Below are 23,876 nucleotides of genomic sequence, written 5' to 3'. Positions count from 1 at the left end.
CGACCGAGGTTCGAATCCGGCAGGGCCCATCCAGAGTTTACACGATTCTGAGCTAACGGATTCAACCGTGTGACTGCCTGAAACCCATATTTCCACTTTTGCCGAGCCGAACATAAATTTCTGGCAGTCTGGAGTTCAATCATACTGTGAATGCGGGTCGCCGCTGTCGTGCCTTCGTTGATCACTGAGAGCGATACCCCCGTAATCATTCGCTCGTTGTGGGGGGCAACACGCGTTTGGAGCGCCGTTTCCCCTGTTATCCCTCTCTCGCTGTGGGGGCTCCACAGCTGCGAACTGCTAGTAGGTCACCACGGCGACGCATCAGATACATGCTGAACATCTCGCATGAACGGCTTGACCGATATAGAGGATGTAGTCAGCACGGGGACTGCGTTATTTTCTCAAAATGAATCCTGAACCAACCGATAGAACTTGCCTGCGTAGTTATCGACCGTCTCGGATTGCCACCGAGAAATATCAGAAATACATCAAAACGGGTGCCCCCCCCCTACGCTAATAGTAATTCAGGGACCGATGCAAGGACACCGAGGAAGACAACGAAGGTACCGACGGCTAGCATTCGAAGTGTTCCTGCTGAACGTCGTCGGTCCGGTGGCAGCGACTCGGCGACTCCGGAGAATCCAAGCCCGATAGCAAAAAAGACGAAAAAGTCAGAAGCGTTGAGCACGACAGCAGTGTACACCCAAATAAGGAGGCAGATGAACGATAAGAACAACATGATGAGCCCCTTCCTTCGTCCATCTGGCTCACGGAACACCATCTGTGGAAGTGACTCCATATGTACCAGCAATAGTTCGGCCCTGTAAAGCGTGCGGATAACTGAAAACCGGCCTGTACTTTCTCTTTCATCTGCATCTTCCACTGATCTATTTGCCAGCTCCAAATAGACACCACTGTTTCACTGTGCTCGGTAAGAGCTCCAATAATATGATACAAAATGAACGTACATGCTGAACGATTCGCGCAGGCGTCTTTACCGATACGAGCGCTGTATTCAGCAGCGTCCACAAGATTTCCTCAGTTTCTGTTAGTAGTGAGTTGCGAGATACAGAGTGTGAATTCAGCAATCAGATATGGTCTATGCCGAGCGAATTTTTCTATAGAACCACACATTCATAATATGGATTCCCGTGCTGGCGAAGCATCTTTGCTGACGCACCGTCTATGTCAGTCTATCACCAGAAAGAAACTCGAATCAGAGGTTAGACAACTTTATGAGCACCTTGCAGCGACCCGAGAGCGCCCCATCGAACGGGAAGCGAGCCGGTGGATCGGCGAAGCGGAGGCCATCACTGATGATCTGGTCGGCCCTGAGATCGCAGATCTCGATTCAAGTGTGATTCAAAATAGGATTGGACATGTCGCAGAACTGCTCTCGAACATCGAAGGGACTGGCGATTCAACCGCCAACGAACACGTTGAAGCAGCCCGCGACCTCGCCACCACGATTCTGGAACCCAACACGGAGTAATCAGAGTTTTGTAAAAACCATCGCTGATCCGTATGTACCTCTACAAGATACGCGCTCTGTATTCAGCAGGACTGCTGAAACCTATCACCAAGCGATGGTTTCAACAAGGCCGATCTGTTGGCGCACCCGCCAGGGAATCATAGTAATGTGAAACCAAGTCGAACATTTATAGATTTGCCAAGGGGCTGACGAGAGGGGCTACCATCGTCGCTCCTTCTGTGGGTCTCCCTACGAGTAGTCCTAGTTGAGTCGTGTTGGTAGGTGAAGAGCGCGATTCGGGCCGGGTTACACCGTGCGGTGTGTCTCTACTGTTTCTGAGGCGTATCCGGCCTCCTGCAGGTTCGTGAGGACTTGGTTGGTGGTTTCGAGAGTGTCATACAGGTTTTCTGTGGTGCGGCCGCTGCTGAGAAACCCGTTGCTGTCAGTGTTCTCGACGAGGAGGTTGGTGTGGGCGACGTCGTTGCGTAGGTCAGTGACATCGTGAAGTCGGGAGTCTGCACCGCCTTTCGTCGAGAAGCCGCACGCTTGCCAGCAGGCTTCGACGCTGGTGACGATGGTTTCGAGCGTGGAGAATTGTGCGTAGTGGAGTTCGGCTAACGCGACGTTGGCGGCTTGTGCGTCTTCGTACCGGTCTTCGATGTCGTCAAGTTCGTCTGCGGTGACCGGCGTGGTTTTCCAGTCCGGTTTCTTGTCGAGGATGAGTTCGCGGAGGTGTTCTTCGAGGTAGGTGATGCGGTCGAAGAGGTAGATGCGCGCTGGGGCGGTGTTGAGATCGGCGCGGGTGAGGATACCGGTGACGTGGTTGTGGCCGCCGAGAAAGTAGACTGGGTTCTCAATGAGTGCGGACAGGATGTCGGTGAACGAGGTGTCTCCGCTGATCATGTAGCCGATGGTCAGTGGGGTGAGGTGGTCGTCGAGGGTATCGCCGTCGTCGTCGGTTGTGACGTCGTCTTTGTGGATGAACCCGATTGGGTCGTCGTCCGCGTAGACCGGGGCGGCGTCGTAGCCGTTCTCAGCGAGCCACTCGGCAGCGGTACTTGGTGGCGTATCATGTTGAAGATGCTCGACAGAGCGAGTGGCGAGTTCGGCTGCGGTGCAGTCGTAGAGATCGCGGGGCATATCGCTCGGTGGGGAGCCGAGGGTAGTCAAAATGAGGGTGAAGAAGTGAAGGGGAGAAGTTCCGATCCACCACAAAATTAATGTCCATAAAACATATATTTCTATTTGGTTATGCTTAAAGGGCATTTTGAATCGGCGGGGGCGAGTATCGAATACGGTGCTACTGGCTGCCTCTTCCCCGTCGATGAACTGGATGCGACAGTCCTCCAGTACCGAGATGCCCAGATCGCGCTCGACGATGTCAATGGATCAGATGTCATCGTCGTCGCCCCGACGAGTCTTGCAACCAGTTACTTCCTCACCCAGCACGCACTCACCGCAATCCCGGTCGACAGTCTCTCCACTGCGGTTCAGACCCAGCTCGCTAACGAACTTGACGACCCCGTAGATACGTTCGAGCTCATCCAGATCGGCAAGTGGAACCGAGACAGTCCAAACCACTCGCTCACTGAATTCACGAGCGTCTGAACCCGGTCTGCAGACGCACAGAACCCAGAAAGCCCCACCAAACGACTTCGAATGACTGAGACACTCGCCGATGAGTATCCGGAAGCCGCCCCGTACATCCAGCAAGCTGTCGACGAACACGGCGAAGACTGGGTGCTGGAGAATTACTACCAGCAACTCTACCCGCTTGGGAGACTCATGAAGATGCCCGAAAAGGACGAACTCCCGTTCTACGACGCGGACAAGCACGACACGATGACTGAGAAGGAACGGATCGAAATGTATCAAGCGTGGGCCGAGTATCGAGAAAACCTCCGTACCGGAACGAAACCTAACGAGTGACTCTCTCCCTACATTTTTCTCAGCGGTAGTTCTTGAGTGACGTATGGATTTGGATCGGGCGCGTGGTGTCCTCCTTGGGCTAGCGTGTGGGGATGCGCTTGGCCGGCCAGTCGAGTTTACGTCTGCGTCGGAGATCAGTGCTAAGCACGGCCGGCTTGACGAGATGGTCGGGCACGGCACGTGGAACCAGCCAGCCGGGACGATCACAGACGACACCGAACAAGCGCTGTGCATCGCCCGAAGTCTGGTAGAACACCAAACGTTCGATCCGACGGATATCGCGGAGCGGTTCGTCACGTGGTACGACAGCGGGCCGTTCGATATCGGGCGCATGACGATGCGGTCGCTCAGCCGCCTCAAACACGGCGACCAATGGGACGAGGCAGGCCAGCACGTCTGGGAGCAGAGCCGAGAAGGCCAGAACGCAGGCAACGGGAGCGTGATGCGGTGTCCACCACTCGCCATTCCATACGCGAATGACTGGGGCCGACTCGTCGAGGTAAGTCGGCAGTCCTCACAGATCACGCACGCTGACCCACGATGTACTGATGGCTGTGCGATTCTGAATCTCACAGTGGCTGGCCTCCTTGGCGATGCGGATACGCCGTTGCAGGACGCACTTGACTACGTCGGTGCGGACGCACCTGATGAGCTCGTGGCGGCACTCCGACCGCTTGCCCGTGGCGACTCGCCCGATACGTTGGAGACGTCGGGGTACGTTGTGCATTCGCTGCAGACAGCACTCCACGATGGCCTTGTCGTGGACAGTGCCGAGGACGCGATTGTGACGGCGGTGAATCGTGGCGGTGATACGGATACGATTGGGGCGATTGCAGGTGCAGTCGCTGGGGCGCGGTTTGGGGTGTCACAGCTTCCGGATCGATGGCTAAGTGCTGTCGACGAGACCGACGAACTCGAAACGCTGGCCGAGCGACTCGTGGAGGTGGCGTGATGTACGTGTTGGCGTCTTGACTGAGGCGTGTGGGTCGAGTCAGCATCGGCGACGGGCCGGGACTCCATACAAACCGAGTCTAGCCGACCCAGATTGTTTGGGTGAACTATAGCCACGAGAGGCCAGTGTTGAGTTCTTCGAGGAAGGATGAACGGATCTCCACAGTGGGTGGGAGGGAGAGTTGTTCGCCTTCCCGGTCAAGAATCGTTTCGCGAAGGAACGGATGGGCTGGGTCGAATGCGGGACTTGCTTGGATGCGGTAGTCGCTGTCGATGGTGAACAGCGCGGCGTCGAACGCGCGGTGGTGCAGTGAGTTCAATACGAGAACGTTTTCCGGATGTTCGGCGAGTTCTGGGTGTTGACTTCGTGGGAGGATGTGTGCGAGATCAAGCAGCTCATCTTCTCGAATACCGGTCAGGGTACACGCGTGGTCGTAGCGGTCGAGTATGTCTGCCCGGAAGGCGTCGCTTACGGTGATTTCGGATGTTTCGTAGCGGCGAATCCGGCCACTCGAATCGAGGGGTTCTCCGGTCGGCCACTGGGCCACCTCTCCGGTCTGGATCCACTGCTGCCAGACGGCCGGTGCCTCGCTGTCGTCGTTCTGCCGGGCGCGGTCGTGCAGCCACGTGACGGGGACGGCGTTGGTGTTGAGGATCGAGAAGTGAAACTGGTAATTCGGGACCTGGGTCCCGTCATCGGCCTGGTATGCGTGGACTTCGAAGTGGTCGGGGACGCAGAGCCCACAGAACTCCACGACGCCTGATTCGGGTTTGCGGAACACGAGGACGGGCGGGACATCCTCGCGCCGACCGGCTGCAGCGCTGTCGAAGGCGGCCTTGATTTTCTGGTTCTGCGCGGATTTATCGTAGGGGTTTGAGGCCTTTGCGTCGCCCCAGTAACTGATGTAGCCGGCGTTGACGGCGAGCGTGTCCTCCCACGGGTCGTCGTGCTGAGAGATGCCGCTGTCGTTGGAGACGAGCACGAGCGCAGCAGGGGTATCGGACCGGTCCGCACCGAGATCACGGATTCCACCTGTGTTTTTGATGCCGGTGTCGAGCGGGCCACGGATCCATCGCAGGAACTGATCCTCCGGGTTGCGGTAACTGCCAGTGTCGCGGTATTGCTGCCCGACCCGAAAGGCGTGCTGCATGATACCGTGGCATTACGTCTGTCAGTCAATAAATGCCTGCGTGATACGCGCTACTCGTCCGTTTCAGCCTGCGGTTCAAGTGGTTCGAACGTTCTGAGCTGGTCACCCAGCTGCTCTCGGAAGTCGTCCGTTGACGTTACTTGGATGCTTCCCGGCATCGGTCCGTAGTCGTCCCAGTTCGAGGTGTATCGGACGACGCGTGAGTGAAGCTCCCCGCTTCCGGTTTCGAGGTCGTACTCGTCGAAGACGTGGTGAACGTCGAGAACGAGCACCGCTCCATGTTCGTCGTGTTCGTAGATCGTGTTGCCGGTGACCCTCATCCTTTCTTCTGTTCGGATTGGTGCGCTGGACTATGTATTCGGGGGCCGCTCGACACCTATGCTATCGCGCCGGTGTCTTCCGCGACTATCGTTCCAGTTTCACAGACCGGGTTCGTACAGTAGAGATCGGATATCTGGGGCATTGGTTCGGCGATCATCAGGATACCAGCAATCAGTTTCCCTGAACCGAGTCGTATTCGGCCTAGTAGCGTCGGTAAAACCGCACACTACCTTGCTGTGCTGGACCGTTACTCAGTCCAGAATGCTTCGATTCGTTCGTCGAGACGAGTGAGAACGGTGGCGAGTACGTCCCGCCATTCGTCCGGATGGTCCTCGTCCCCGCCTGGTGTCGGTGCATCTGGGGGCGGGTGGAAGTGCTCACGGGTGTTGTGGTCGTTCGGGTGACGGTCCCAGCGGCACTCCCAGGATTCCCCCGTGTTGTATTGCTCAGCGTAATGGATGTTGAAGTCGTCCGTCTCGAACCACCGAATGCGGAGATACGCACGCGTGACTCCGCCGGGGAAGTACCCGAGGTCGTAGTCTGCGACGACAGAATTCGGTGCATACGCGGGGCGTGCTTGGATATCGTCGAAGCGAGCGCTTCGAGTGAGGTGTGCGGCAATCCGGTCGAGAAGTTCTGTATCGATAGGGCCGGTCCGGGGCGGATCGGCCGGGTTGTCAGGCATCGATGTGACCAGGGGTGCTCCCAGCGGCTGGCTGGTCACGTCGCGCGGCGTCGAGGAGGGCCGCTCTGCGTTCGAGAGTTTTCCACTCGGAGAGGGCCTCCCACGCGTCTTCGGTGGGCATGTCCCGGCTGGCTTCGACGAGGGAGACGTCATCGGGGTCGTCTGTGTCGAATTGGTCTCTGTAGTCTTCGATCTGGTCGATAGCGTCCGAAAGCGCCTCGACGATCTCTTGTTCGGAGTAGTCCTCGCGGATGTGGTCGATGCGTCGCCACTGGAAGTACGCGTCGTTGCGCTCGTATCGGACCGGGCGGCCGTCGTGGCGGTGGACCAGTCCCATCTCGTCGAACCACTCCAGATAGTCTCGAGCCGTCTCGGTATCGCAGTCAGCGAGGTCAGCGATAGCGGATACCTTGGTGGGGGTCCGAAGCCCAGTAACGACGTCAAGAAGTCGCTCGCGGATCGGTCCGCCCTTGAGCAGCGATTCGGGTGAACCCAATTCGTCGATGTCTGGCGGTGATTCGTCGCCAGAGTACGCGTCGTCTGGAATGTCAGTGATGTCCATTCGTGAGCCCCTCTTAGCGTAGCTTAACACTGAAGCGATATATATCTATTGCAAACTGAATTATTTCTGCTTCAGACGATTGTAGAAACGCGCAGCTCGTTTCCGCACCGGCAGGCCTGGTTCGATCCCCTGCGGTTACACCTTCCGCATATGGTCGTAGATTCGTTCGGTGTTGGATACTCCGGTGACGAAGTCGACTGCGGACGTCGCAGAGGGTGTTCCCGTCTTCGGCGTTCATCATCCGGTAGGTGATACCGTGACACAGTGCGTGCGGCGTGACATCGTCAGGTGTGCCTCTGCTCCCGTCAATCTTGTAGGGTCGAATACCTGCTTCGTCCGCGATCTTGTGTAGCGTGTTCGGAATGCCCTGCTCGGAGATGCGATCCGAGAAGCGATCAGGCGCGTCTTTCCAGCGATTAGTGAGGAGCTCTCCAGCGCATACGTCTTGGTCGAATACGAGAAAGACGATGGGACGACTGGGATCTGGGCAGAGTGCCCGCTTTGTGAGGAAGTCGTGAGTCCTCAGTAACAGTAGGCGCGAATTCTTGAATAACTGCACATGCAACGGTCCCGAATATTGGTCAACCGGTCTGAAGATATGTATCCAGCTCTTGCCGTACTTCATCGCCAGTCGCGTCATTCGCTTCTGCGGGTTGTTTCGTGAGCATCCAGTTCTTAAGCGTGAGGACTGACCAAGGAGACACGTAGGACGTCCGGTAGAGTGCCAAGGGGTGCCCGTAATTAGCGGAGTCTTAGGTTCTAAAACTAGCGTATCCTGGAGGGATAACCAGCTATTCACACACTCCTCGATCAGTCCAGATCTTGCACTCCTGTCGAATCACCCTCACCGAAGTCAGCTCCTTCTGATCGCGTCGGTTTGCGCTGCCGTTCATCGTAGGCGTTATGCCATTCCTCGATGACTGGCCGGCTTCCAGCCCCGTGGGGCGTGCGTCGCTGTCGAACCTGGATCAAGGCTGGCGTGTTCATCGCATCCCCTGAGACGACTGCTTGCCCGGGCGTTAACCCTGGAAGTTCTCTGAGAACATCTTCGCCGGCGGCTTCGACAGAATTCTTGATCGCGTCTTGGTCGTTCGGGTTCTGGATTTGCATCGAAATCTGCGTCCCACACTGTGATAGTACGTCTTGATCGATTTTCGACGGTCGTTGACTGATAATTCCGAGCCCGAACCCGAACTTGCGGCCTTCGGATGTGATCGTCCGCATAATCCCTAACGACGGAGCATCACCAGAGGCCGGGGCAAATCGATGACCTTCCTCAAAGAGCGCGAATATCGGATGGTCGATTGCAGACTCGCGGTCCCGCACGTCATCGAGTCGCTCTCGATACATCCGTCGTAAGAGAACGGTGGTGATGAGTTGCTGATCCCATCGATCCAGCGTGTCCATCTGAAGCACTGTACACTGTCCTGCATCCACAATCTCGTCCAACGGGACGTTTTCTTCGGGATGGAAGAGATCATTCCGCTCGATCGACCGTCGGAGTCGCCACTCTAAGGCACCAACACTTGCGTCATCGTCACCGTAAATCCGCTCCATTTCGGCAATGAGTTCGTCTACGCCCCACGTCCGACTCTCCTGTCTCTGCATCGCGCGCCACGCCGTCGAAAGCCGCTCTTGCATCCGATTACTCGGATTGTCCAGGATCGCCATCACGTCGCCAATCTCCAGTTCAGAGATGCGAACGCGAAGTCGCTCCGGGTCATAGTACACAATATCCGGCTCATACCCATCCTCATCCTGGAAGGCCGCCTCGCCCTGCATATCAGCCAAGGTATCGTACTCGCCGTGCGGGTCGAACACGAGTAGTGATGCGCGTGCACTCGGCCGCATCATCTCCTCGATCAAGACAGACGCGGTGTAGGATTTCCCGCTACCAGTCGATGCGAGGATCGCCAAGTGTGTCGAGGCGAACTCCTCGATTGGGATGTGAATGTTCGTCGCTTCAGCAGGACGGTTCAACAGCCACCCGACGTGCGCGATGCCGTCCAGGCCAGCCACATCCGTACTGTCCGTTTCACACCCGAGGTTCGGAAGCACCGTTTCGAGTTGCTGATCCGGAGCGATCGACAGCGGTGTTCCCGGATCCGGGAGCTGTCGCGGATTGGCGAACGTAGTCATGTCGGTGTCGTAGTATCCGATGACCGTTGCCGTCAGTCGGTACAACTCGGTGTCATCGGTCGGCACACCGAGTGTCGCCGCGACCGTCTCCGGGCCGACTTCTGGATCGGCGAGGAAACCCTCCGGCAAGCCTCTGATCAGTTCGCGGTTCGTGACACGAGCAAAGACCGACCGCTCGCCGCCATCGGCCGAGACGGTATACGTGATGAACTCGCCCGTCTTGATCGACCGGTCCGACGGGGTTACGAACACGAATTCGTTCGGATCTTCACCCGGTCCAGCGACGGTCCCGACGACGTCTGAGCGGCCAGCCATTAGACCACCCCTCGGCGTTCTCGTGCCTGCCACTGCACGTTCTGTTCAACGACATCAAGGACCCGCTGGTTCGGGTCATCCTCCGGAAGGATCCCCTGTAACCGGTCAATGAGTGTGACGATGACCTCCGCACCGAGGTCGCCTGCAATATCCACCAGTCGATCCATGTACGCCAGCTGAATCTGGTCGTCGATTGTATGGAAGGAGCGCGTGATTTCATCTGGACAGTGGAAGACGGTGTCATCGACTTCCAACGTCCACCGCGGCATCTGATGCGTCGGATTCGTGATCGTCCGGTCATCAGTGAGGACGGCAGTCCCGAGCAGTGCGACACCGGCGAGTGTCGTGCGTTCCTCAATATACCCCGGGGTGAATTGCGCCTGATCCTCTTGGGCTAATCGTGGGCCAGTACGACCCTGGTCAGGATCGATCAGTTGCGTATCGTAGATCACGCCCATGACCGCGTGATCGGTCCCCTCGATGGTTTTCTTGATGAAGACTGGTTGGCCGAACTCGCGTTCGTGGAGTTCCGGTGGCCGCTCACAGTCTCGTTCCTTGTAGACCTCGACGACATAATCTAAGTGGCTGTTCGAAGAGACGACACTGCCAATCTGAACGCACGAGTCAAGATCTAACTGGTCGCCGGCTGTCGAGTGATCGGTCATTGGGTTCCTCCTGTCCTGTTAGGTAGTGCTGCGGCGGTGCCTCTGGCTAGTGAACTGCTGGTGTTGTGGTGAATCATCGTCGTCGAAGCTCCTTGCTGAGTGCTTTGGCGTTCCATTCGAGCGGCACGTCGTTCGAGTCAGCCCACCGTTGGACGACTCGCTGGAACTGCTGGCGGTCCTGATGGTCTAACACGGCGTCGCTATCGACCTGTTGCAGGATTTCAGGATATCCTCGTCCGATCCCTGCTTCTGCCCGGACAATATCGACGGTGTACTCGTACATCGAGTCGTAGGCGTCAGGCCCGTCACTGCGGCAGAGCCAGCCAGGGAACTCGATCCGGTCGAGTCCAGCGCCTGGCGGTACATTCAGGTACGAGAACAGGATGTCGTCGCGGAATTCGTACGCTTCCCCGTCGTACGTTGCCTGCAACGCGTCGATGCTCCCGTCGCGTTTCGAAATAAATGGGATCGTCGTGTCGCCCCACGGACTCATTAGCTCGGTCAGCACGTGGGCGTCGGGAATGACGCGATCAGTCCCGAATTCAGTAGGTAAGAGCAGTCGCGTCATCTTCACCATTTCAGTGGCGGACGACCCGGCAACGTACCCGACCAGCGGAATCTCGTGGTGTTGACTCGCCGCAATAACGCGACTCAGCGTCGAGATGTACCGCTCTCGGGTCTCTGGCTTCAATGGGTTTGCAAATGACGCGATCAACGGCCCGTCATAGAACGCGACCGGCGTGTGGTCGATGTCACCTGCATCACGCGCGTCGGCTATCGCCGAGAGTTGGTCGATGAGGAGCTGGCCCTCGTGCTCAAACCGGTGATGACCCACGAGTTGGGAATCAACGAACCGGTAGTCACCGTCGCTCGATTCTTGCGTGACCTCGTCAGGCGTCAAGAGCCGTCCCTCAACGCCGCGGTCAAGCCGTCCCTCGGCGTGATGATGGTTGACTGCCCACGCCGCTTGGACGTACGCGAGCGGGACATTGAATTGTGTTGTCGGCGGAAGCTGTGACCCATCGACAGCCAGCACCGGGACGTCACGAATAATCTCCCGCGCCCATTTGTTGACCTCCTCGTGATTCTCCCACCCGTCACTCTCCGGGTACGGGACAATGATGCTGTCCACGGCATCAAACTCGCCCGTCGGAGACGCCCCTGGATATGATGCATCCTGCAGCGCCGCGCGAATGTCATCGGACGTCCACTCGTCGGGCAACCGCTGAAACGCATCTCGATACCGCTCAACGATCCCCGTATCGTCTTCGAGATACGACTCGATCGTCTCAACATTCGCCTCCAATTCGGACGCGACACCACGTTTATCAATCGGCATTAATTGACTGATACCTCCGACGTCTGCCGGTCTTTCTCGACGGTGATTGTGTAGTCCGTCATCGAATCGAACGTCTGGTCGTGACTAATGACCGTGAGTTGCTCGAAGCTATCCAGCTGTTTGAGCTGAGTGACGAGATTCCGTTTCTTTTGCCGGTCGAGATTCGCCGTTGGTTCATCCAGGAATGCGACGCCGACTGATGCCAACTGCTCTAGGATCGCCAACCGCACTGCGAGTGCAGCCGCCATCTTCTCCCCACCACTCAACGTCGAAAACGACTTCTGAACATCTGCGTCGTGCACGATGATCTCGTAATCGCTCGTCCACTCCAGCGTCTCAGCCGACGCGCCGCGAATCGAGCGGAACAACTCATTTGCCCGGGACCCAATCCGGTCGGTGATGATTTCCCGCATCTTCGGCCCGGCTTCCCGGACGTTCTCCCGGACCCACTTGGCGAACTGCTGGTCCGCTTTCAGTTCTTTCAGTTGCTGGAGTTTCTTCTGGCGCTCCTCTATCTTCGTCTCCAATTCCTCGATTTCCTCGCGCTCCTTCCGCAGGTTCTCCTCCCTCTCATCAAGCGTCCCTTTGGCCCGCTGGATCTCACCCTTGAGTTCCTCGATTTCTGATGCAAGCGTCTCGAATCGCTCATCATCGAACGATGTCTTCGTTTCTTCCAGTTTGGCCTCTGTCCCTTCGAGATCCGCTTCGAGGTCCGCGAGCTTGCTCTCCAGTTCGTCGACTCTCTCCTGCCGCTCATCCACCTGCGACGCCTGCTGTTCGTGCTTGATATACGTCTGATACGCCGATTCCGTCTCCGCCAGCGTTTCCTTGGCCTCCGCCAACTCTTCATCTAGTCCGTCAAACTGCTCCAACTCGTCTTTGATCTCCGCGAGCGCCGACTGTTCCTCCTCCAATTTGGCGCGCTTTTCGTCTAACTCTGCAGGCACATCAACATGCTCCTCAACCCGGAACTCGGCAGTCTGGTACTCGTCGTACGCCTCCTCTAAGTCGTCTCGCTCGGCTTCAAGGTCCGGGAGGGCCGCCAAGTCGTCTTCCAAGTCCGCTAACTCCGCTTCCTTCTCTTTCTTCCCGGTTCGCAGGTTTTCGATCTCATTCTCCAACGATTCGATTTTGTCCCGATGAACAGGCAGCTTATCGACACGCTGCTTGACTTCCCTCGCCGCCTCACGCTGCTCACGCAACTCGGCCAGTTCTTCAGCCAGTTCCTCGCGTTCCGTCTCGATTTCCTCGATTCGGGTTTCACGCTGCTCGATTGCCTCCGACCGGTGTTTTTCGTTTAATGGACGGTCACACGTCGGGCACGGCGCATCAACATCCGTGTCACGCAACCGCTCCAGTTGTTCTTCAAGCCGCTCACGCTCGCTCGCCAACTGCTTCCGGCGCGCCTCCCGGTCGTTGATTTCATCGGAGAGCGTTTCCGGATCCGTTGTCTCCTCCCACTTCGCTTCGATCTCCGCGATCGTCTCCTCTACCGACTCGATTTCATCCTCCTTCTCTTCAATCTCCTCGGCCGACTGCTCGATTTCCTCCTCTAACGCCTCAATGTCGTCTTCACGGTCTTTCAGCGACTTGATTCGGTCATCGAGTTTCTCGTACCGCTCCTTATCCGCTTCACGCGCCTCCAGCGTCTCCCGAGCCTCCTCCAGTTCTTCCAAGTCCTCTTCCAGCTGTTCGACCTCGAATCTGATTTCCTTGATCGTGTCTTCCTGTGTGTCGCGTTTCTCAGCCAGCTTGTCTCGTTCAGCCTCCCGCTCCTCTAACTCTTCCTGCCGCTCGCTCGCCTGCTTGTACTCACGGTACCCCTCACGATTCGCCTCGCATTTCTCCTTTGCCTCTTCGGCCGCTGCGAGTTCCTCCTTCGCTGTCTCCAAATTGCTCTCCGTCGAGTCGATGTCCCGCTCCAGCGAGTCAACCTCTTGGTCAAGCCGTTCGATTTCCTCTTCGACGGCCTCCAGCTCTTCGTACTCAGCCTCCTTCTCCGACAACTCACTTGATTTCCGCTCGATACGCTCTTCGATCGCCGCAACGTCATCGGCCAGTGATTCCGCTTCCGCTCGCTTGTCCGGCAGCCCCTGTACCTCGCCGGTGAGCGTATCGATGTCGCTACGAAGGTCCTGTTGCTGGCTCTCGATCGCGTCCGGGATGTCCTTGAGCGTCTTCCACGACTCCTCGTACGCATCCACATTCAGTAACGGATCGAACGTGGTTTTTCGCTTCTTCCCCGTCCCCGCGAAATCGGATAAAAACCGCGTTTGTGGCACCCCTATACACGACTTCCAGAGACTCTCCAACTCGTCATCGTCCTCAACATCGAATCGATTACAGAGCCAGCGAACGACTTCTCCGACTGAATCAATATCTAAATCGATCCACTCGTCAGTCTCTGGATCGTACCGATGAACACCGTCATTCGATCGGTTAATCGACCTCCTGACTTTGAATCTTTCAGTATCTTGCTGCGTTTCCTGTTCAAACGTTACCTCAACGGTTCCTGAACTCGCACCCTCTCGTACGAAATCCTTCTTGTCGAACGGAAGCGAGTCAAACAACGCGAGTCCAATCGCTTCTTGAATTGTTGACTTCCCCGCACCATTCTCGCCGAGGATCGCCGTCACACCACCTTCGATCGGCACGACAGTCCGTCCCTCGTACGACTTGATGTCATCCAAGGTAACCTTCGTGATCCTCATTACTCTACCACCCCCTCTACCTCAGCCTCGGCATCTGTCTCGCCGTCACCCGCGTCACCAGCCGCTTCCTTACCGGTGTCGGGCTCGACGAACGGGTCTTCCTGGATATCCAGCACCACGTCATCCCCCAAATCCGGGAACAACTCCTGCCGTGCCGAACTCACCGAGTTACGAATATCCTCGACGGCTTCGTCGGCTTGCGCCATCTGGTGGGCGTTCCCTAACACGTCAGCGACATCGGCTGCGTGGTCATCGTAGATCGATTCCTTCGCAATCGTCTCGAAGACGCGGTGTTCTAATGCAGCCGTGTTCAACTGCCCATCCTTGAACACCTCGTCCTCGTCGATCTCAGAGATGAGTTGCTGCACGTTCGCCGTCCGAATCCCCGTATTCACCTGCACGTACAGCGCATCGCACGCGTCATCCACCCACGCCGCGAGTTCATCCGTCCGGAAATCCCCACGGCTGAACTGCAACGTCCCCGTGAATCGAAGGTCAATAATCGGCGCTCGCGGCTCACCCCGCGCCATGAACGCGTCCTGACTGCAGTACTCTGTCATCGCAGCCTGCTTGTCCGTTACGTGTTCCCGGAACGCGGTTTCGAGGTCGCCCGGTGACTCGTGCGCGGTGACGTCGAACTCAATCCAGTAGTACGGCCGTCGCTTCGTCGGGTGATGGTCTACATCGAACTCGGGTGCGTCACCTCCGGCATCGGCTCCGTCGGTGTCGAGTGTGACTGAGTAGTAGCCGTGATCCCACTCAGGTCGCCCTTCCCGCGTGTTATGTGCTTCCGGCGACCCGGGATTGTAGATCCATCCACCAGACTCGTACCGCTTGTGAATGTGTCCGAGTGCCAGGTAATCCACGACGTCCTTCATGTCCCGCAGTTCGCCGTGGGTTACTGCCCCGCCGAGCGTCGGCACCTCATCTTCAATCCCGAAATGCGCCAGCAACACGGTCCATGCCGGCTCACCGTGCATCTCATTCGTCTCTTCGATCCCCTTCGCCACTTGCTGGAGGGCCTGCCCGGTCTTCGCGCCACGCCACTGCAGGCCGAACACGCGAATCGGCCCATCCAACCCCGCGACATCGATATCATAAAATCCTGCAGACTGCCCCGGGTCCTCCGGATCGTACGGGGTAAACCACGCTGTCTCTGGATCCGCATTCAGTTCGGCGTTCAGGAACACAATGTGCCCGCGCTGATGCAGGTAATTCAACCACGTCACGTCACGCGGCGTCAGATTCTCATCATGGTTGCCACGCGAGACTAACACCGGTACCTCATCAGGTATCCGTTCGAGCTCTTGCTCAATCTGATGCAGGATCTTCGGGCGGAGATCTCGCGAGTGGAACAGGTCACCCGGTAACAGAATCGCATCAGTCCCCCGCTCACTAATCATCTCTTGGAATGCAGCACGCGTGGTCGATACCATGTCGTCCTCGCGCTGTTTCAATCCGTACTGTCGATGACCGAGGTGCGTATCAGCGATGTGCGTAAGTGTCACCATATTTAGTTATTTTTGGAGAGTACTCGTTCAGCCGAGCGTGCTACCAGACCACGCAGCTGAGAGTATATGACGATGTGTAAACGGACGGTTATTAAATGCCAGCCAGCCAGGGTGAAAGTAGAATGCTAATCTGCAGTAGTGCGTGGCCGGTTTCGGCCTGTTGAGGATGAATCTGATAACGAACGAAACAGAGTCTCGGACAGTTGAGTGGGCGACACCCACGCCAAGTGGTGGTGAGTATCTGGATACCTTGGTATTGAGCCGTGACCAAGCACGTGAGTATGGTGACGAGTTTGTGATGTCCCTACAGGTGGATGGAGGGATGCTGCAAGAGCGGGGGATAGATCCCGCTGAGCCGTTTGCGTGGAAGATTGAAGACGGGGAGTTGCTGATAAGCAAATCTCACGTCAATCGTTCGAAACCGTTGTAGAGAGCGACCGAGGCGATGCCAAGTACGCCAATCAAGTACTAGACTACCGAGCGAGACGAAGGGTAGGCGACCCACGGTGGTGGTCGGTCGCGTCGATCGGAATCGAGACACTGGTCGTTCTCACGGTCGCTAGCGGTCATAGTGAGTCGTTTCTGCTGTCACCGATTATATTCAGAGAACAATTCTCGGATAGCCTATTTCTGGTTAGCCTATTCTAGATTAGTCTATTCGAGTGTTTTATTTGACTGGACGCCAGTCAGAGGATATGGAGCGCTTCGTGGATCGGGAGGATGAACTTAGCCGGCTTCGGGATTGCTATGCGTCGGATGACGCCGACATGGTCGTGATTTTCGGGCGTCGCCGTCTTGGGAAGACCGAACTCGTCCGTGAGTCACTGGAAAGCCGCGATGACGCCGTCCTGTACCAGGCGACTGAAACAACTCAACAGATCCAACTGGATGCGTTCGTGGACGTGGCCGAAGAGTCGTTTCCAGGGATCGGCCGAATCGAGGGCGAGTGGGAGTCGTTGCTTGGATACCTCGCTGACCAAGATGCGGTCGTCGTGCTGGACGAGTTCCCATACCTGATCGATGCCGACGAGAGCCTCCCGTCGGTGATCCAGCGACTGTGGGATCAGGAGTTGCGTGACACTGGCCTGACCCTCGTCCTCATCGGATCCTCGATCAGTATGATGGAGGAGGCGACGCTCCTCGGGGACAGTCCGCTGTACGGCAGGTTCACTGAGAAGATCGATCTCCGTCAGCTCGATTTTGTCGCCGCGCGCACGTTCTTCCCCGAAAGCTATACCCCCGAACAACTGCTGCTCGCGTGGGGTGTGTTTGGCGGGACCCCGTACTACTTGGACGGCGTCGAACTGGACGACGACCTCGGAACGGTCATTCAGCAGTCGCTGCTGTCACGGCAGGGATTCCTGCACGACGAGCCGGAGTACGTGCTTCGCACCGAACTGACCGAGCCGAACCGGTACTTTGCCATTCTGAAAGCGATCGCGGCCGGGAACGCGACGTCGAACGAGATCGCACAAACGATCGGGATCGACGGCAAGCAGATTTCGACGTACACGCAGAAACTGGAACGGCTACGACTGGTCGAACGTGAGGTGCCGGTGACGGAGGACAAGACGAAGTCACGCCGCGGGCGGTACCGGATTCTCGATCCGTTGTTCAGGTTTTGGTTCCGGTTCGTCTACGGCAACGAAGACCGGTACGAGCGGTTGGGCGTCGACGCCTACGAGACGGTCATCGAACCGGAGCTTGCGGACTTCGTGAGTCGGGAGTTCGAAAACCGCTGTCAGGACGTCCTTCCTGAGTTCTATCCCGATCTGAGGTTCACCGATATCGGCCGCTGGTGGTACAACGAGTACGAGGTGGACGTGGTTGGGTTCGCTGCAGACGGGACGATGGTGACGGGGGAGTGCAAGTTCACGTCCGCACCGCTCGATTACAGCGCGCTCGCCTCGCTCGAAGAGCATACTGACGAGATTCGATGGTCGCCTGATGGTAGCGAAATCGAGCACGAGTATGTTCTGTTCGCCCGAAACGGGTTCACGCAATCCGTTCGGGATGCAGCGGCCGACCGCGACGATCTGCAGTTGTTCGACCTCGAGCGGATCGTCGACCCAAGGGCGTCGCACTAGAGGAGTCGAAGGGTTCGAGGTCGGTCATCATTGGTCTGTCTGGGTGAAGGCGACAGAGGACGAATTCAAACCACGCAGTACAGCGACTGAAAGCGTTAAAATCGCTTGCTGGCAGGGGACGAGTTTCTGGATACGCCCCGGCAGGCTCCATCCCACTTTTTACTCGGTCGCGGTTCGAATCCGGCAGGGCCCACCCCACCGTTTCCTCGATCGCTCCGTCGCCGTCGACCGGCTTCGAGGCCTGTGATCACCCTGACGAAAGGGTGGTCGTCCTCGTCTCTCCACCCATCACCGATCGTCGAACAGCGCTTGGAGGTCGTCCCGGAGGTAGACGATGTCGTCGTAGCGGTCGCCTTTCGCCTTCGCGAGCGCGTTCGACAGGATGTCGCCCAAGGCGTCGGGAACGTCCGCAATCTCACTCGGCGGCGTGGGCCGGTCGTTTTTGACCATATCTATCACCTCGAACGGTGGTCGTCCCGTGAACAGTTCGTAGAAGACGGCGCCGAGTTGGTAGACGTCGGTGATGTCGTCGGTGGACCCGTACGCGTCGTCGAACTGTTCGGGAGCGGCGTACGCCACCGACATGCCTTCGACGCTTTTGGAGTGTTCGAGCAGGTGTTTCGAGAGTCCCCAGTCGGCGACCTTCGGCACGTCCCACGCGTCCGCGACGGAGCGAAACAGGACGTTCGCCGGTTTCAGGTCGAGATGGGCCACCCCGCGAGGGGTGTGGCGTGTTCGGCGTCCGGTCGGACGCGGTATCCGCTTGCGCCGTGCATCCCATCCGTCTCGGAGAGACAGCGGGGATGCCCCCAGTCGCCGGTTTCCCGGCGTCCGGGCACGGGCCGTGCCATCGGCCTGCCTGCCTTTCGTGCCACGGTGTGCGAGCACAAACGGGCGAGGGTCGCTTTTTACCTGCCGTGTCACCACGGCCTCGGAGGCGCCCTCTCGGGAACGGTGTAGTAGCCTTCGTCGTCCGGGCGGACCCCAATCCAACCGCCAGTTTTTGCCCGTTGTGCTTGACCACGGATACGCTGTCCGAGGGCTTAATTCCGGGTGGATACGACGAAGCTGTCGGATTCATCCCCGCGCTAAAACACGGCGCTTTCCCCTCGAACTTCCGTAACGAGTTTCGACGGAACTGCACCGTATGGAGTGTGAGCAAATCTCACGTGGGGAAGTACGTTCGCCCCGATCAGGGCGGCGTGGCGTTGTTCACGATCGACACGCAGAACGACTTCACGCGGCCGGGCGCTCCGGCGGAGGGCGAGGGCACCGCCGAGGCGGTGTCGCGGATGCGGCGTCTCGTGGAGGCGTTCCAGGGGGCAGGAGCGCCGATCGTCCGCGTCGTGCGCCTGTACGAGGCCGACGGATCGAACGTCGGCCAGTGTCGGCAGGCGGGGATCGAATCCGGCGCGGGAGTCGTCCGGCCCGGAGGGCGCCGAACTGGCCGTGGAGTCGAAGCCGTCCGCGGACGTGCGCCTGGACGCCGATCGACCGTTGCGAGGAGAGTGTATAGTAGCGATTGAAACTGTTTGCCCAGCCGATCGTACGCAGTACTGCGATCGGCCGTGCAATGACTTTCAATCGCTACTATAGGCGGTGGGGCCCGCGGAGTGGACCGCGTACAAGCCTCGGTGGAGTGCTTCCCGCCGGACGAACCTCGACGACTTCCCCGCCGCCCGGTCGATCGACACCGTGGTCGTCCGTGGCTGTCACTTCCCGGACTGTCCGCGAGCGACGAGTTGGCGGACATCGGCGTGGCGGTGTGGGAGACCGCGGACGTCGTCGGATGGCTGTCGGGGGAGAGAGTCCGGCTGCCACGCCGATACCGTCGCGCGGCTGTCGTCGATCAGGTGGCGTGGTACGCCCGAAAGGGAGGGTCGACCGAAGCGCGGCTTTTGGCAACTCGCCCCCGGATCCGATCCGGTTCGCCGACTCTCAGTACCGGAGGACGGCGTCGGCGATACCGGCGGTCTGTCCGAGGCCGACCAGCGCGACCCCGACGAGCGTGAGCGACGGGGCGGCGGCGTAGACGACCGCACCGACCGCGGCGACCGTGCCGCCGCCGAGGTACGCCGGCGCCGGACCGTCGATGGCGCGGCCGGTGTGGAGCAGTCCGAGCGCCGGGAGGCCCATCCAGGCGTACAGGGAGACGGCGAGGAGGGGATCGCGGCCCGTGACGAACCCGGCGACGCCGAGGACCGTCGCGGCGAAGCCGACGACGACGATCGTCCGCCACGTCCGGAGGACGCCGGTGGACATTTCGGACCACCCGGTGATGGCGAACGTCGCCAGCAGGGCGGCCATCACGACGTGGGCGACGAACATCGCGTGGGCCGAGACGAGGTCGGCGTGCGCGCCGGCGACGACGATCCAGGCGAGGGGGACGAGCAGTCCGGGGCCGGTCTCGCGGAGGCGACGGAACATGGCGGGGTGTGGGGCGGGCGTCGCAAAGAACGCTGTCGTCGCGGACGAGGTTCAAGTAGGATCGGGCGGCCACGGACGTCCGTGATCGCGTTCTCGGCGCTCGCCCGGGCGGCGTACTGTCCGCGTCAGCACTACTACGCCGAGCACGACGAGGAGGCTGATCGACCGCCCCCGGCGGCCCGCGAGCGGCAGTTGCTCGCCTTCAGGTATCCGGAACTCAGGGCGGCGGACGACGCGACGTTGTCGGCCGAACCGATCGAGCCCTCGCCGGCGGCGTACCGCCGTGTGCTGGATCGGGTGGCCGAGCGGGCGGACTGGGCGGAACTGATCGACCCCGCGGCCCGCGAGGTGGTGCTGGAGGGGCGGGAGTGTCGGGGTGTGGCACACAAGCTCCTGTCGGGGGACGGACCGCCGACGCCGACGTTCGTCTCGCCGGGGCGACCGCCGGAGCAGGGGGTGTGGCGCCCCCAGCGGGTGCGGGCGGTGGCGATGGCGAAGGCGTTGGCGTGGGAGCGCGAACGCGAGGTGCCGTCGGCGCTGGTGGAGTATCCCGCCCACGGCGTCGTCCGGCGGGTCGAGCTGACGACGCGGAACAAGGCGGCGTTCCGGCGGACGGTCCGGACGGTGCGAGGGATGGAGGGGCCGCCGCCGCGGATCGACGACGAGTCCAAATGCGAGGCCTGCGAGTACCGCGAGGAGTGTGGCGTCCGGTCGCGGTCGCTCCGGTCGTTGCTCGGCCTCGGTTGAGCCTACGGGAGCCACGCCTCGATCTCGTCGGCCATCGCGCCACGGCGGTGGATCACGCCGCGGTCGGGGTCGACGACGGTGCTCTCGGTGCCGGGCGTCTCGCCGCTGTCGACGACGACGGCCACCCCGTCGCGGACCCGGGGATCGAGATCGGCGACGCGGGTGACACTCGACGCACCGGAGCGGTTGGCGCTGGTGGCGGTCAGCGGGGGCGTCCGGTCGAGGAGCGCGAGCGCCGTGTCGTGATCGGGGACGCGCACGCCGACGCGATCGCGGCCGGCGGTGAGCGCGTCGGGCAGCGTCGGCCGCCGTTCGACGACGACGGTGACGGGGCCGGGGAGAAAGCGGCGCATGAACCGCTCGGCGCGGTCGGTCGGCCGGGTGTGTTCGAGCGCCGCGTCGACGTCGGGAACGCCGAGGGAGAGCGGCTTGTCCCGCGGCCGGTCTTTCAGGGCGAACACGCGTTCGACGGCGTCGGGATCGGTGGCGTCGGCGCCGAGGCCGTAGACCGTCTCGGTGGGGTAGACGACGGCCCGGCCGTCGCGGACGGCGGACGCGGCGTCGTCGAGCGCCATCAGTCGACGAGCGCGCGGATCTCGCGTTCGAGGTCGTCGTACGGCGGGAAGTCCGGCCACTCCTCGGCGACCCACGCGTACTGGACGGTGCGGTCCGTATCGATCAGGAAGGTCGCGGGACGGGCCTCGGCGACGCCGGCCATCCCGTCGAGGTCGTGGGCGACGCCGTAGGCCTCGGCGACGCCGTTCGCGGGGTCGGAGAACAGGTCGAAATCCATGTCCCGCTCCTCGATGAGTCGCTTGTGGGCGTACGGCGTCGAGATGGAGACGCCGACGACGGTGCAGTGGTCGCCGAGTTCGCGGTCCCGGAGTTCGTTCCAGATGTACGTCGCGGGGAAGGAGCCGTCCATCGGGTGGAAGACGAGACAGACGGGACCGTCGGCGGTCAGCGCGGAGAGGCTGGCGTCCTCCCAGAACTCGGCGTTGACGAGGGGGCGGGTGAAGTCGGGCGCCTCGTCGCCCTCGGCGACGTGGTCGGTCGGGGGGAGGTCGACGACCTCGAAGTCGACCATCAGTCGGCACCCCCCGTGGCGTCGACGAGTCCATCGCCGTACGTCGATTCGAGGTAGTCGACGACGTTGGCGGATTCGGACATCGTCACGCCGGTTCGCTCGTCGACGATGGCGGGGACGGGGCGCGACCCCGCGACCCGCTTGACGACGTCGCGTTCGGAGTGCATGGGTTCGACGAACCGCGACGTGTACTCGAGGTCGAGAGCCTGGAGCGTCCGGACGACACGCTCGCAGTACGGACACGCCTGCAGGCGATACAGGGTGATCGGGGGGTCCTCGTCGGACATGGACACGCGTAGGGCTGGCGACGGCCTAAGCCCTTCGCTCGGGCGACGAGGCGGCGTGAGGGCAACGCTTAATTCGGGGCCGTGAGTAGGGAGAGTAGTTCCATGGGTTTGTCGCCGACAGCGAGCGCCGCGGGAGTCGGACATCCGGCACAGATCACCGACGTCGTGCCAGTGACCGATACGACCGTCACCATCGGCGGATCGATCGCGATCCTCGTGTTGATCGGTCTGTCGGCGTTTTTCTCCTCCTCGGAGATCGCCATGTTCTCGCTCGCCCGGCATCGGGTCGAGGCACTCGTCGAGGACGGCGTCCCCGAAGCCAGGGCGGTACAGGAGCTGAAATCCGACCCCCACCGACTGCTGATCACGATCCTCGTCGGCAACAACATCGTCAACATCGCCATGTCCTCCATCGCCACGGGGCTCTTTGCCATCTACCTCTCCCAGGGGCAGGCGGTGCTCGCCGCGACCTTCGGGATCACGACGCTCGTCCTCCTGTTCGGGGAGAGCGCGCCGAAGTCCTACGCGGTCGAGAACACCGAGTCGTGGGCGCTGCGGATCGCCCGGCCGCTCAAGTATTCGGAGTTGGTCCTCATGCCGCTGGTGATCGTCTTCGATTACCTGACCCGGGTCATCAACCGCGTGACTGGGGGACGGTCGGCCATCGAGACGACCTACGTCACCCGCGACGAGATCCAGAACATGATCCAGACCGGGGAGCGCGAGGGCGTCATCGAGGAGGAGGAACGCGAGATGCTCCAGCGCATCTTCCGGTTCAACCGCACCATCGCCAAGGAGGTGATGACGCCGCGACTGGACATGACCGCGGTCCCGAAAGACGCCGACATCGACGAGGCCATCGAGACCTGCGTCCAGAGCGACCACGAACGCATCCCGGTCTACGAGGGGAACCTCGACAACATCATCGGCGTCGTCACCCTGCGTGACCTCATCCGGGAGAAACATTACGGCGAGGGGGACGGCGACCTGACCGACGTGGTCCAGCCGACCCTCCACGTCCCCGAGTCGAAGAACGTCGACGAACTCCTGGAGGAGATCCAGGAGAACCGGATGCGGATGGTGATCGTCATCGACGAGTTCGGCACCACGGAGGGGCTGATCACGCTGGAGGACATGGTCGAGGAGATCGTCGGCGACATCCTCGAGGGCGACGAGGAGGAGCCCTTCGAGTTCGTCGACGACGACGTGGTGATCGTCCGCGGCGAGGTCAACATCGACGAGGTGAACGAGGTGCTGGGTCTCGATCTGCCGGAGGGCGAGGAGTTCGAGACGCTCGCGGGCTTCATCTTCAACCGCGCCGGGCGTCTGGTCGAGGAGGGCGAGACCATCGACTACGACGGGATCACGATCCGGATCGAGCAGGTGGACAACACCCGGATCATGAGCGCGCGAATCACGATCCACGACGAGGAAGACGACGAGGGGACCGCCGAGGAGACCGAGGCGGAGGTCGAGGGATAGGTCGGGAGC

25 protein-coding genes and 1 pseudogene are annotated in these 23,876 nt (G+C 60.0%); 9 read left to right on the top strand and 17 right to left on the bottom strand.

Features of this window, described 5'->3' with window-relative positions; genetic code table 11:
* Positions 1-508: 508 nt before the first annotated feature.
* Positions 509-883, bottom strand: a complete 375-nt coding sequence (locus tag EI982_RS13510; protein WP_199243634.1) for a DUF8011 family protein — start codon at positions 881-883, stop codon at positions 509-511.
* 258 nt (positions 884-1,141) lie between these two features.
* Between EI982_RS13510 and EI982_RS13505 the strand changes: the two genes are divergently transcribed.
* The gene (locus tag EI982_RS13505) at positions 1,142-1,492 is read left to right on the top strand and encodes a DUF8152 family protein (RefSeq protein WP_233255235.1); all 351 of its coding nucleotides are present in this window, start codon (positions 1,142-1,144) and stop codon (positions 1,490-1,492) included.
* Positions 1,493-1,777: 285 nt separating this feature from the next.
* On the opposite strand, the gene EI982_RS13500 is transcribed toward EI982_RS13505, so the two are convergent.
* A complete protein-coding gene (locus EI982_RS13500; RefSeq protein WP_157690198.1) occupies positions 1,778-2,611 on the bottom strand; it encodes a CBS domain-containing protein in 834 nt (277 codons plus the stop codon).
* Between the two features lie 111 nt (positions 2,612-2,722).
* Here EI982_RS13500 and EI982_RS13495 point away from each other — a divergent pair, with 111 nt between their 5' ends.
* The 3 genes from EI982_RS13495 to EI982_RS13485 are packed head-to-tail and all read left to right on the top strand — an operon-like array spanning position 2,723 to position 4,352.
* Positions 2,723-3,079: a DUF8165 family protein gene (locus EI982_RS13495; RefSeq protein ID WP_157690197.1), complete on the top strand. Its 357-nt coding sequence runs from the start codon at positions 2,723-2,725 to the stop codon at positions 3,077-3,079.
* 51 nt (positions 3,080-3,130) lie between these two features.
* Complete coding sequence (locus EI982_RS13490; RefSeq protein WP_157690196.1) at positions 3,131-3,400, top strand: DUF8110 family protein; 270 nt, start codon at positions 3,131-3,133, stop codon at positions 3,398-3,400.
* Between the two features lie 43 nt (positions 3,401-3,443).
* Positions 3,444-4,352, top strand: a complete 909-nt coding sequence (locus EI982_RS13485; RefSeq protein WP_157690195.1) for an ADP-ribosylglycohydrolase family protein — start codon at positions 3,444-3,446, stop codon at positions 4,350-4,352.
* Positions 4,353-4,458: 106 nt separating this feature from the next.
* On the opposite strand, the gene EI982_RS13480 is transcribed toward EI982_RS13485, so the two are convergent.
* The 4 genes from EI982_RS13480 to EI982_RS13465 form a co-directional block, all read right to left on the bottom strand.
* Positions 4,459-5,502: an HNH endonuclease gene (locus EI982_RS13480; RefSeq protein WP_157690194.1), complete on the bottom strand. Its 1,044-nt coding sequence runs from the start codon at positions 5,500-5,502 to the stop codon at positions 4,459-4,461.
* A gap of 50 nt (positions 5,503-5,552) precedes the next feature.
* A complete protein-coding gene (locus tag EI982_RS13475) occupies positions 5,553-5,822 on the bottom strand; it encodes a hypothetical protein (protein WP_157690193.1) in 270 nt (89 codons plus the stop codon).
* Positions 5,823-6,070: 248 nt separating this feature from the next.
* Positions 6,071-6,508, bottom strand: coding sequence for a toxin-antitoxin system TumE family protein (locus tag EI982_RS19185; protein WP_157691212.1), 438 nt, complete (start codon positions 6,506-6,508; stop codon positions 6,071-6,073).
* Entirely contained in the window at positions 6,501-7,070 is a 570-nt protein-coding gene (locus tag EI982_RS13465; protein ID WP_157690192.1) for a DUF7342 family protein, read from the bottom strand. Before EI982_RS13465 ends, EI982_RS19185 begins: the two co-directional genes overlap by 8 nt.
* A 442-nt stretch (positions 7,071-7,512) precedes the next feature.
* On the opposite strand from EI982_RS13465, the pseudogene EI982_RS19250 reads away from it, so the two are divergent.
* Positions 7,513-7,599, top strand: a pseudogene (locus EI982_RS19250) (DUF7837 family putative zinc-binding protein); the annotation flags it as partial.
* Between the two features lie 281 nt (positions 7,600-7,880).
* Here the strand turns inward: EI982_RS19250 and EI982_RS13455 are convergent.
* The 5 genes from EI982_RS13455 to EI982_RS13435 all read right to left on the bottom strand — a co-directional run bounded on the left by EI982_RS13455 (position 7,881) and on the right by EI982_RS13435 (position 15,750).
* Positions 7,881-9,524 (bottom strand): ATP-binding protein, encoded by a 1,644-nt coding sequence (locus EI982_RS13455; protein ID WP_157690191.1) that lies wholly within the window; start codon positions 9,522-9,524, stop codon positions 7,881-7,883.
* Entirely contained in the window at positions 9,524-10,189 is a 666-nt protein-coding gene (locus EI982_RS13450) for a DUF8166 family protein (protein ID WP_157690190.1), read from the bottom strand. Before EI982_RS13450 ends, EI982_RS13455 begins: the two co-directional genes overlap by 1 nt.
* Before the next feature lie 73 nt (positions 10,190-10,262).
* Entirely contained in the window at positions 10,263-11,528 is a 1,266-nt protein-coding gene (locus tag EI982_RS13445; protein ID WP_157690189.1) for a DNA double-strand break repair nuclease NurA, read from the bottom strand.
* Entirely contained in the window at positions 11,528-14,239 is a 2,712-nt protein-coding gene (locus tag EI982_RS13440; RefSeq protein WP_157690188.1) for an AAA family ATPase, read from the bottom strand. Before EI982_RS13440 ends, EI982_RS13445 begins: the two co-directional genes overlap by 1 nt.
* The gene (locus EI982_RS13435) at positions 14,239-15,750 is read right to left on the bottom strand and encodes a metallophosphoesterase family protein (protein ID WP_157690187.1); all 1,512 of its coding nucleotides are present in this window, start codon (positions 15,748-15,750) and stop codon (positions 14,239-14,241) included. The genes EI982_RS13440 and EI982_RS13435 overlap by 1 nt, the downstream gene beginning before the upstream one ends.
* Positions 15,751-16,445: 695 nt before the next feature.
* On the opposite strand from EI982_RS13435, the gene EI982_RS13430 reads away from it, so the two are divergent.
* Positions 16,446-17,837, top strand: a complete 1,392-nt coding sequence (locus EI982_RS13430; protein WP_157690186.1) for an ATP-binding protein — start codon at positions 16,446-16,448, stop codon at positions 17,835-17,837.
* Between the two features lie 288 nt (positions 17,838-18,125).
* Here EI982_RS13430 and EI982_RS18480 read toward each other — a convergent pair whose 3' ends face one another.
* Positions 18,126-18,551: a serine/threonine protein kinase gene (locus EI982_RS18480; RefSeq protein WP_199243633.1), complete on the bottom strand. Its 426-nt coding sequence runs from the start codon at positions 18,549-18,551 to the stop codon at positions 18,126-18,128.
* The gene (locus tag EI982_RS18475; protein WP_199243632.1) at positions 18,533-18,688 is read right to left on the bottom strand and encodes a hypothetical protein; all 156 of its coding nucleotides are present in this window, start codon (positions 18,686-18,688) and stop codon (positions 18,533-18,535) included. Before EI982_RS18475 ends, EI982_RS18480 begins: the two co-directional genes overlap by 19 nt.
* 303 nt (positions 18,689-18,991) lie before the next feature.
* On the opposite strand from EI982_RS18475, the gene EI982_RS13420 reads away from it, so the two are divergent.
* A complete protein-coding gene (locus EI982_RS13420) occupies positions 18,992-19,363 on the top strand; it encodes an isochorismatase family protein (RefSeq protein ID WP_157690185.1) in 372 nt (123 codons plus the stop codon).
* 412 nt (positions 19,364-19,775) lie between these two features.
* Here EI982_RS13420 and EI982_RS13415 read toward each other — a convergent pair whose 3' ends face one another.
* Positions 19,776-20,264 carry a hypothetical protein gene (locus EI982_RS13415; RefSeq protein ID WP_157690184.1) on the bottom strand — a complete coding sequence of 163 codons (489 nt, stop codon included), beginning with the start codon at positions 20,262-20,264 and terminating at the stop codon, positions 19,776-19,778.
* An 81-nt stretch (positions 20,265-20,345) separates the two neighbouring features.
* Here EI982_RS13415 and EI982_RS13410 point away from each other — a divergent pair, with 81 nt between their 5' ends.
* Positions 20,346-21,011, top strand: a complete 666-nt coding sequence (locus tag EI982_RS13410; RefSeq protein WP_233255234.1) for a CRISPR-associated protein Cas4 — start codon at positions 20,346-20,348, stop codon at positions 21,009-21,011.
* Between the two features lie 2 nt (positions 21,012-21,013).
* On the opposite strand, the gene EI982_RS13405 is transcribed toward EI982_RS13410, so the two are convergent.
* The 3 genes from EI982_RS13405 to EI982_RS13395 are packed head-to-tail and all read right to left on the bottom strand — an operon-like array spanning position 21,014 to position 22,385.
* A complete protein-coding gene (locus EI982_RS13405; RefSeq protein ID WP_157690183.1) occupies positions 21,014-21,586 on the bottom strand; it encodes an L-threonylcarbamoyladenylate synthase in 573 nt (190 codons plus the stop codon).
* Positions 21,586-22,098 carry a redoxin domain-containing protein gene (locus EI982_RS13400; RefSeq protein WP_157690182.1) on the bottom strand — a complete coding sequence of 171 codons (513 nt, stop codon included), beginning with the start codon at positions 22,096-22,098 and terminating at the stop codon, positions 21,586-21,588. The genes EI982_RS13405 and EI982_RS13400 overlap by 1 nt, the downstream gene beginning before the upstream one ends.
* The gene (locus tag EI982_RS13395) at positions 22,098-22,385 is read right to left on the bottom strand and encodes a glutathione S-transferase N-terminal domain-containing protein (RefSeq protein WP_157690181.1); all 288 of its coding nucleotides are present in this window, start codon (positions 22,383-22,385) and stop codon (positions 22,098-22,100) included. The genes EI982_RS13400 and EI982_RS13395 overlap by 1 nt, the downstream gene beginning before the upstream one ends.
* A gap of 102 nt (positions 22,386-22,487) precedes the next feature.
* Here EI982_RS13395 and EI982_RS13390 point away from each other — a divergent pair, with 102 nt between their 5' ends.
* The gene (locus EI982_RS13390; protein WP_157690180.1) at positions 22,488-23,867 is read left to right on the top strand and encodes a hemolysin family protein; all 1,380 of its coding nucleotides are present in this window, start codon (positions 22,488-22,490) and stop codon (positions 23,865-23,867) included.
* Positions 23,868-23,876: the final 9 nt, after the last annotated feature.

This window comes from Haloplanus salinarum, from assembly GCF_009762275.1.
Taxonomy (GTDB): domain Archaea; phylum Halobacteriota; class Halobacteria; order Halobacteriales; family Haloferacaceae; genus Haloplanus; species Haloplanus salinarum.
This window is presented reverse-complemented; position numbering and strand designations above follow the sequence as displayed.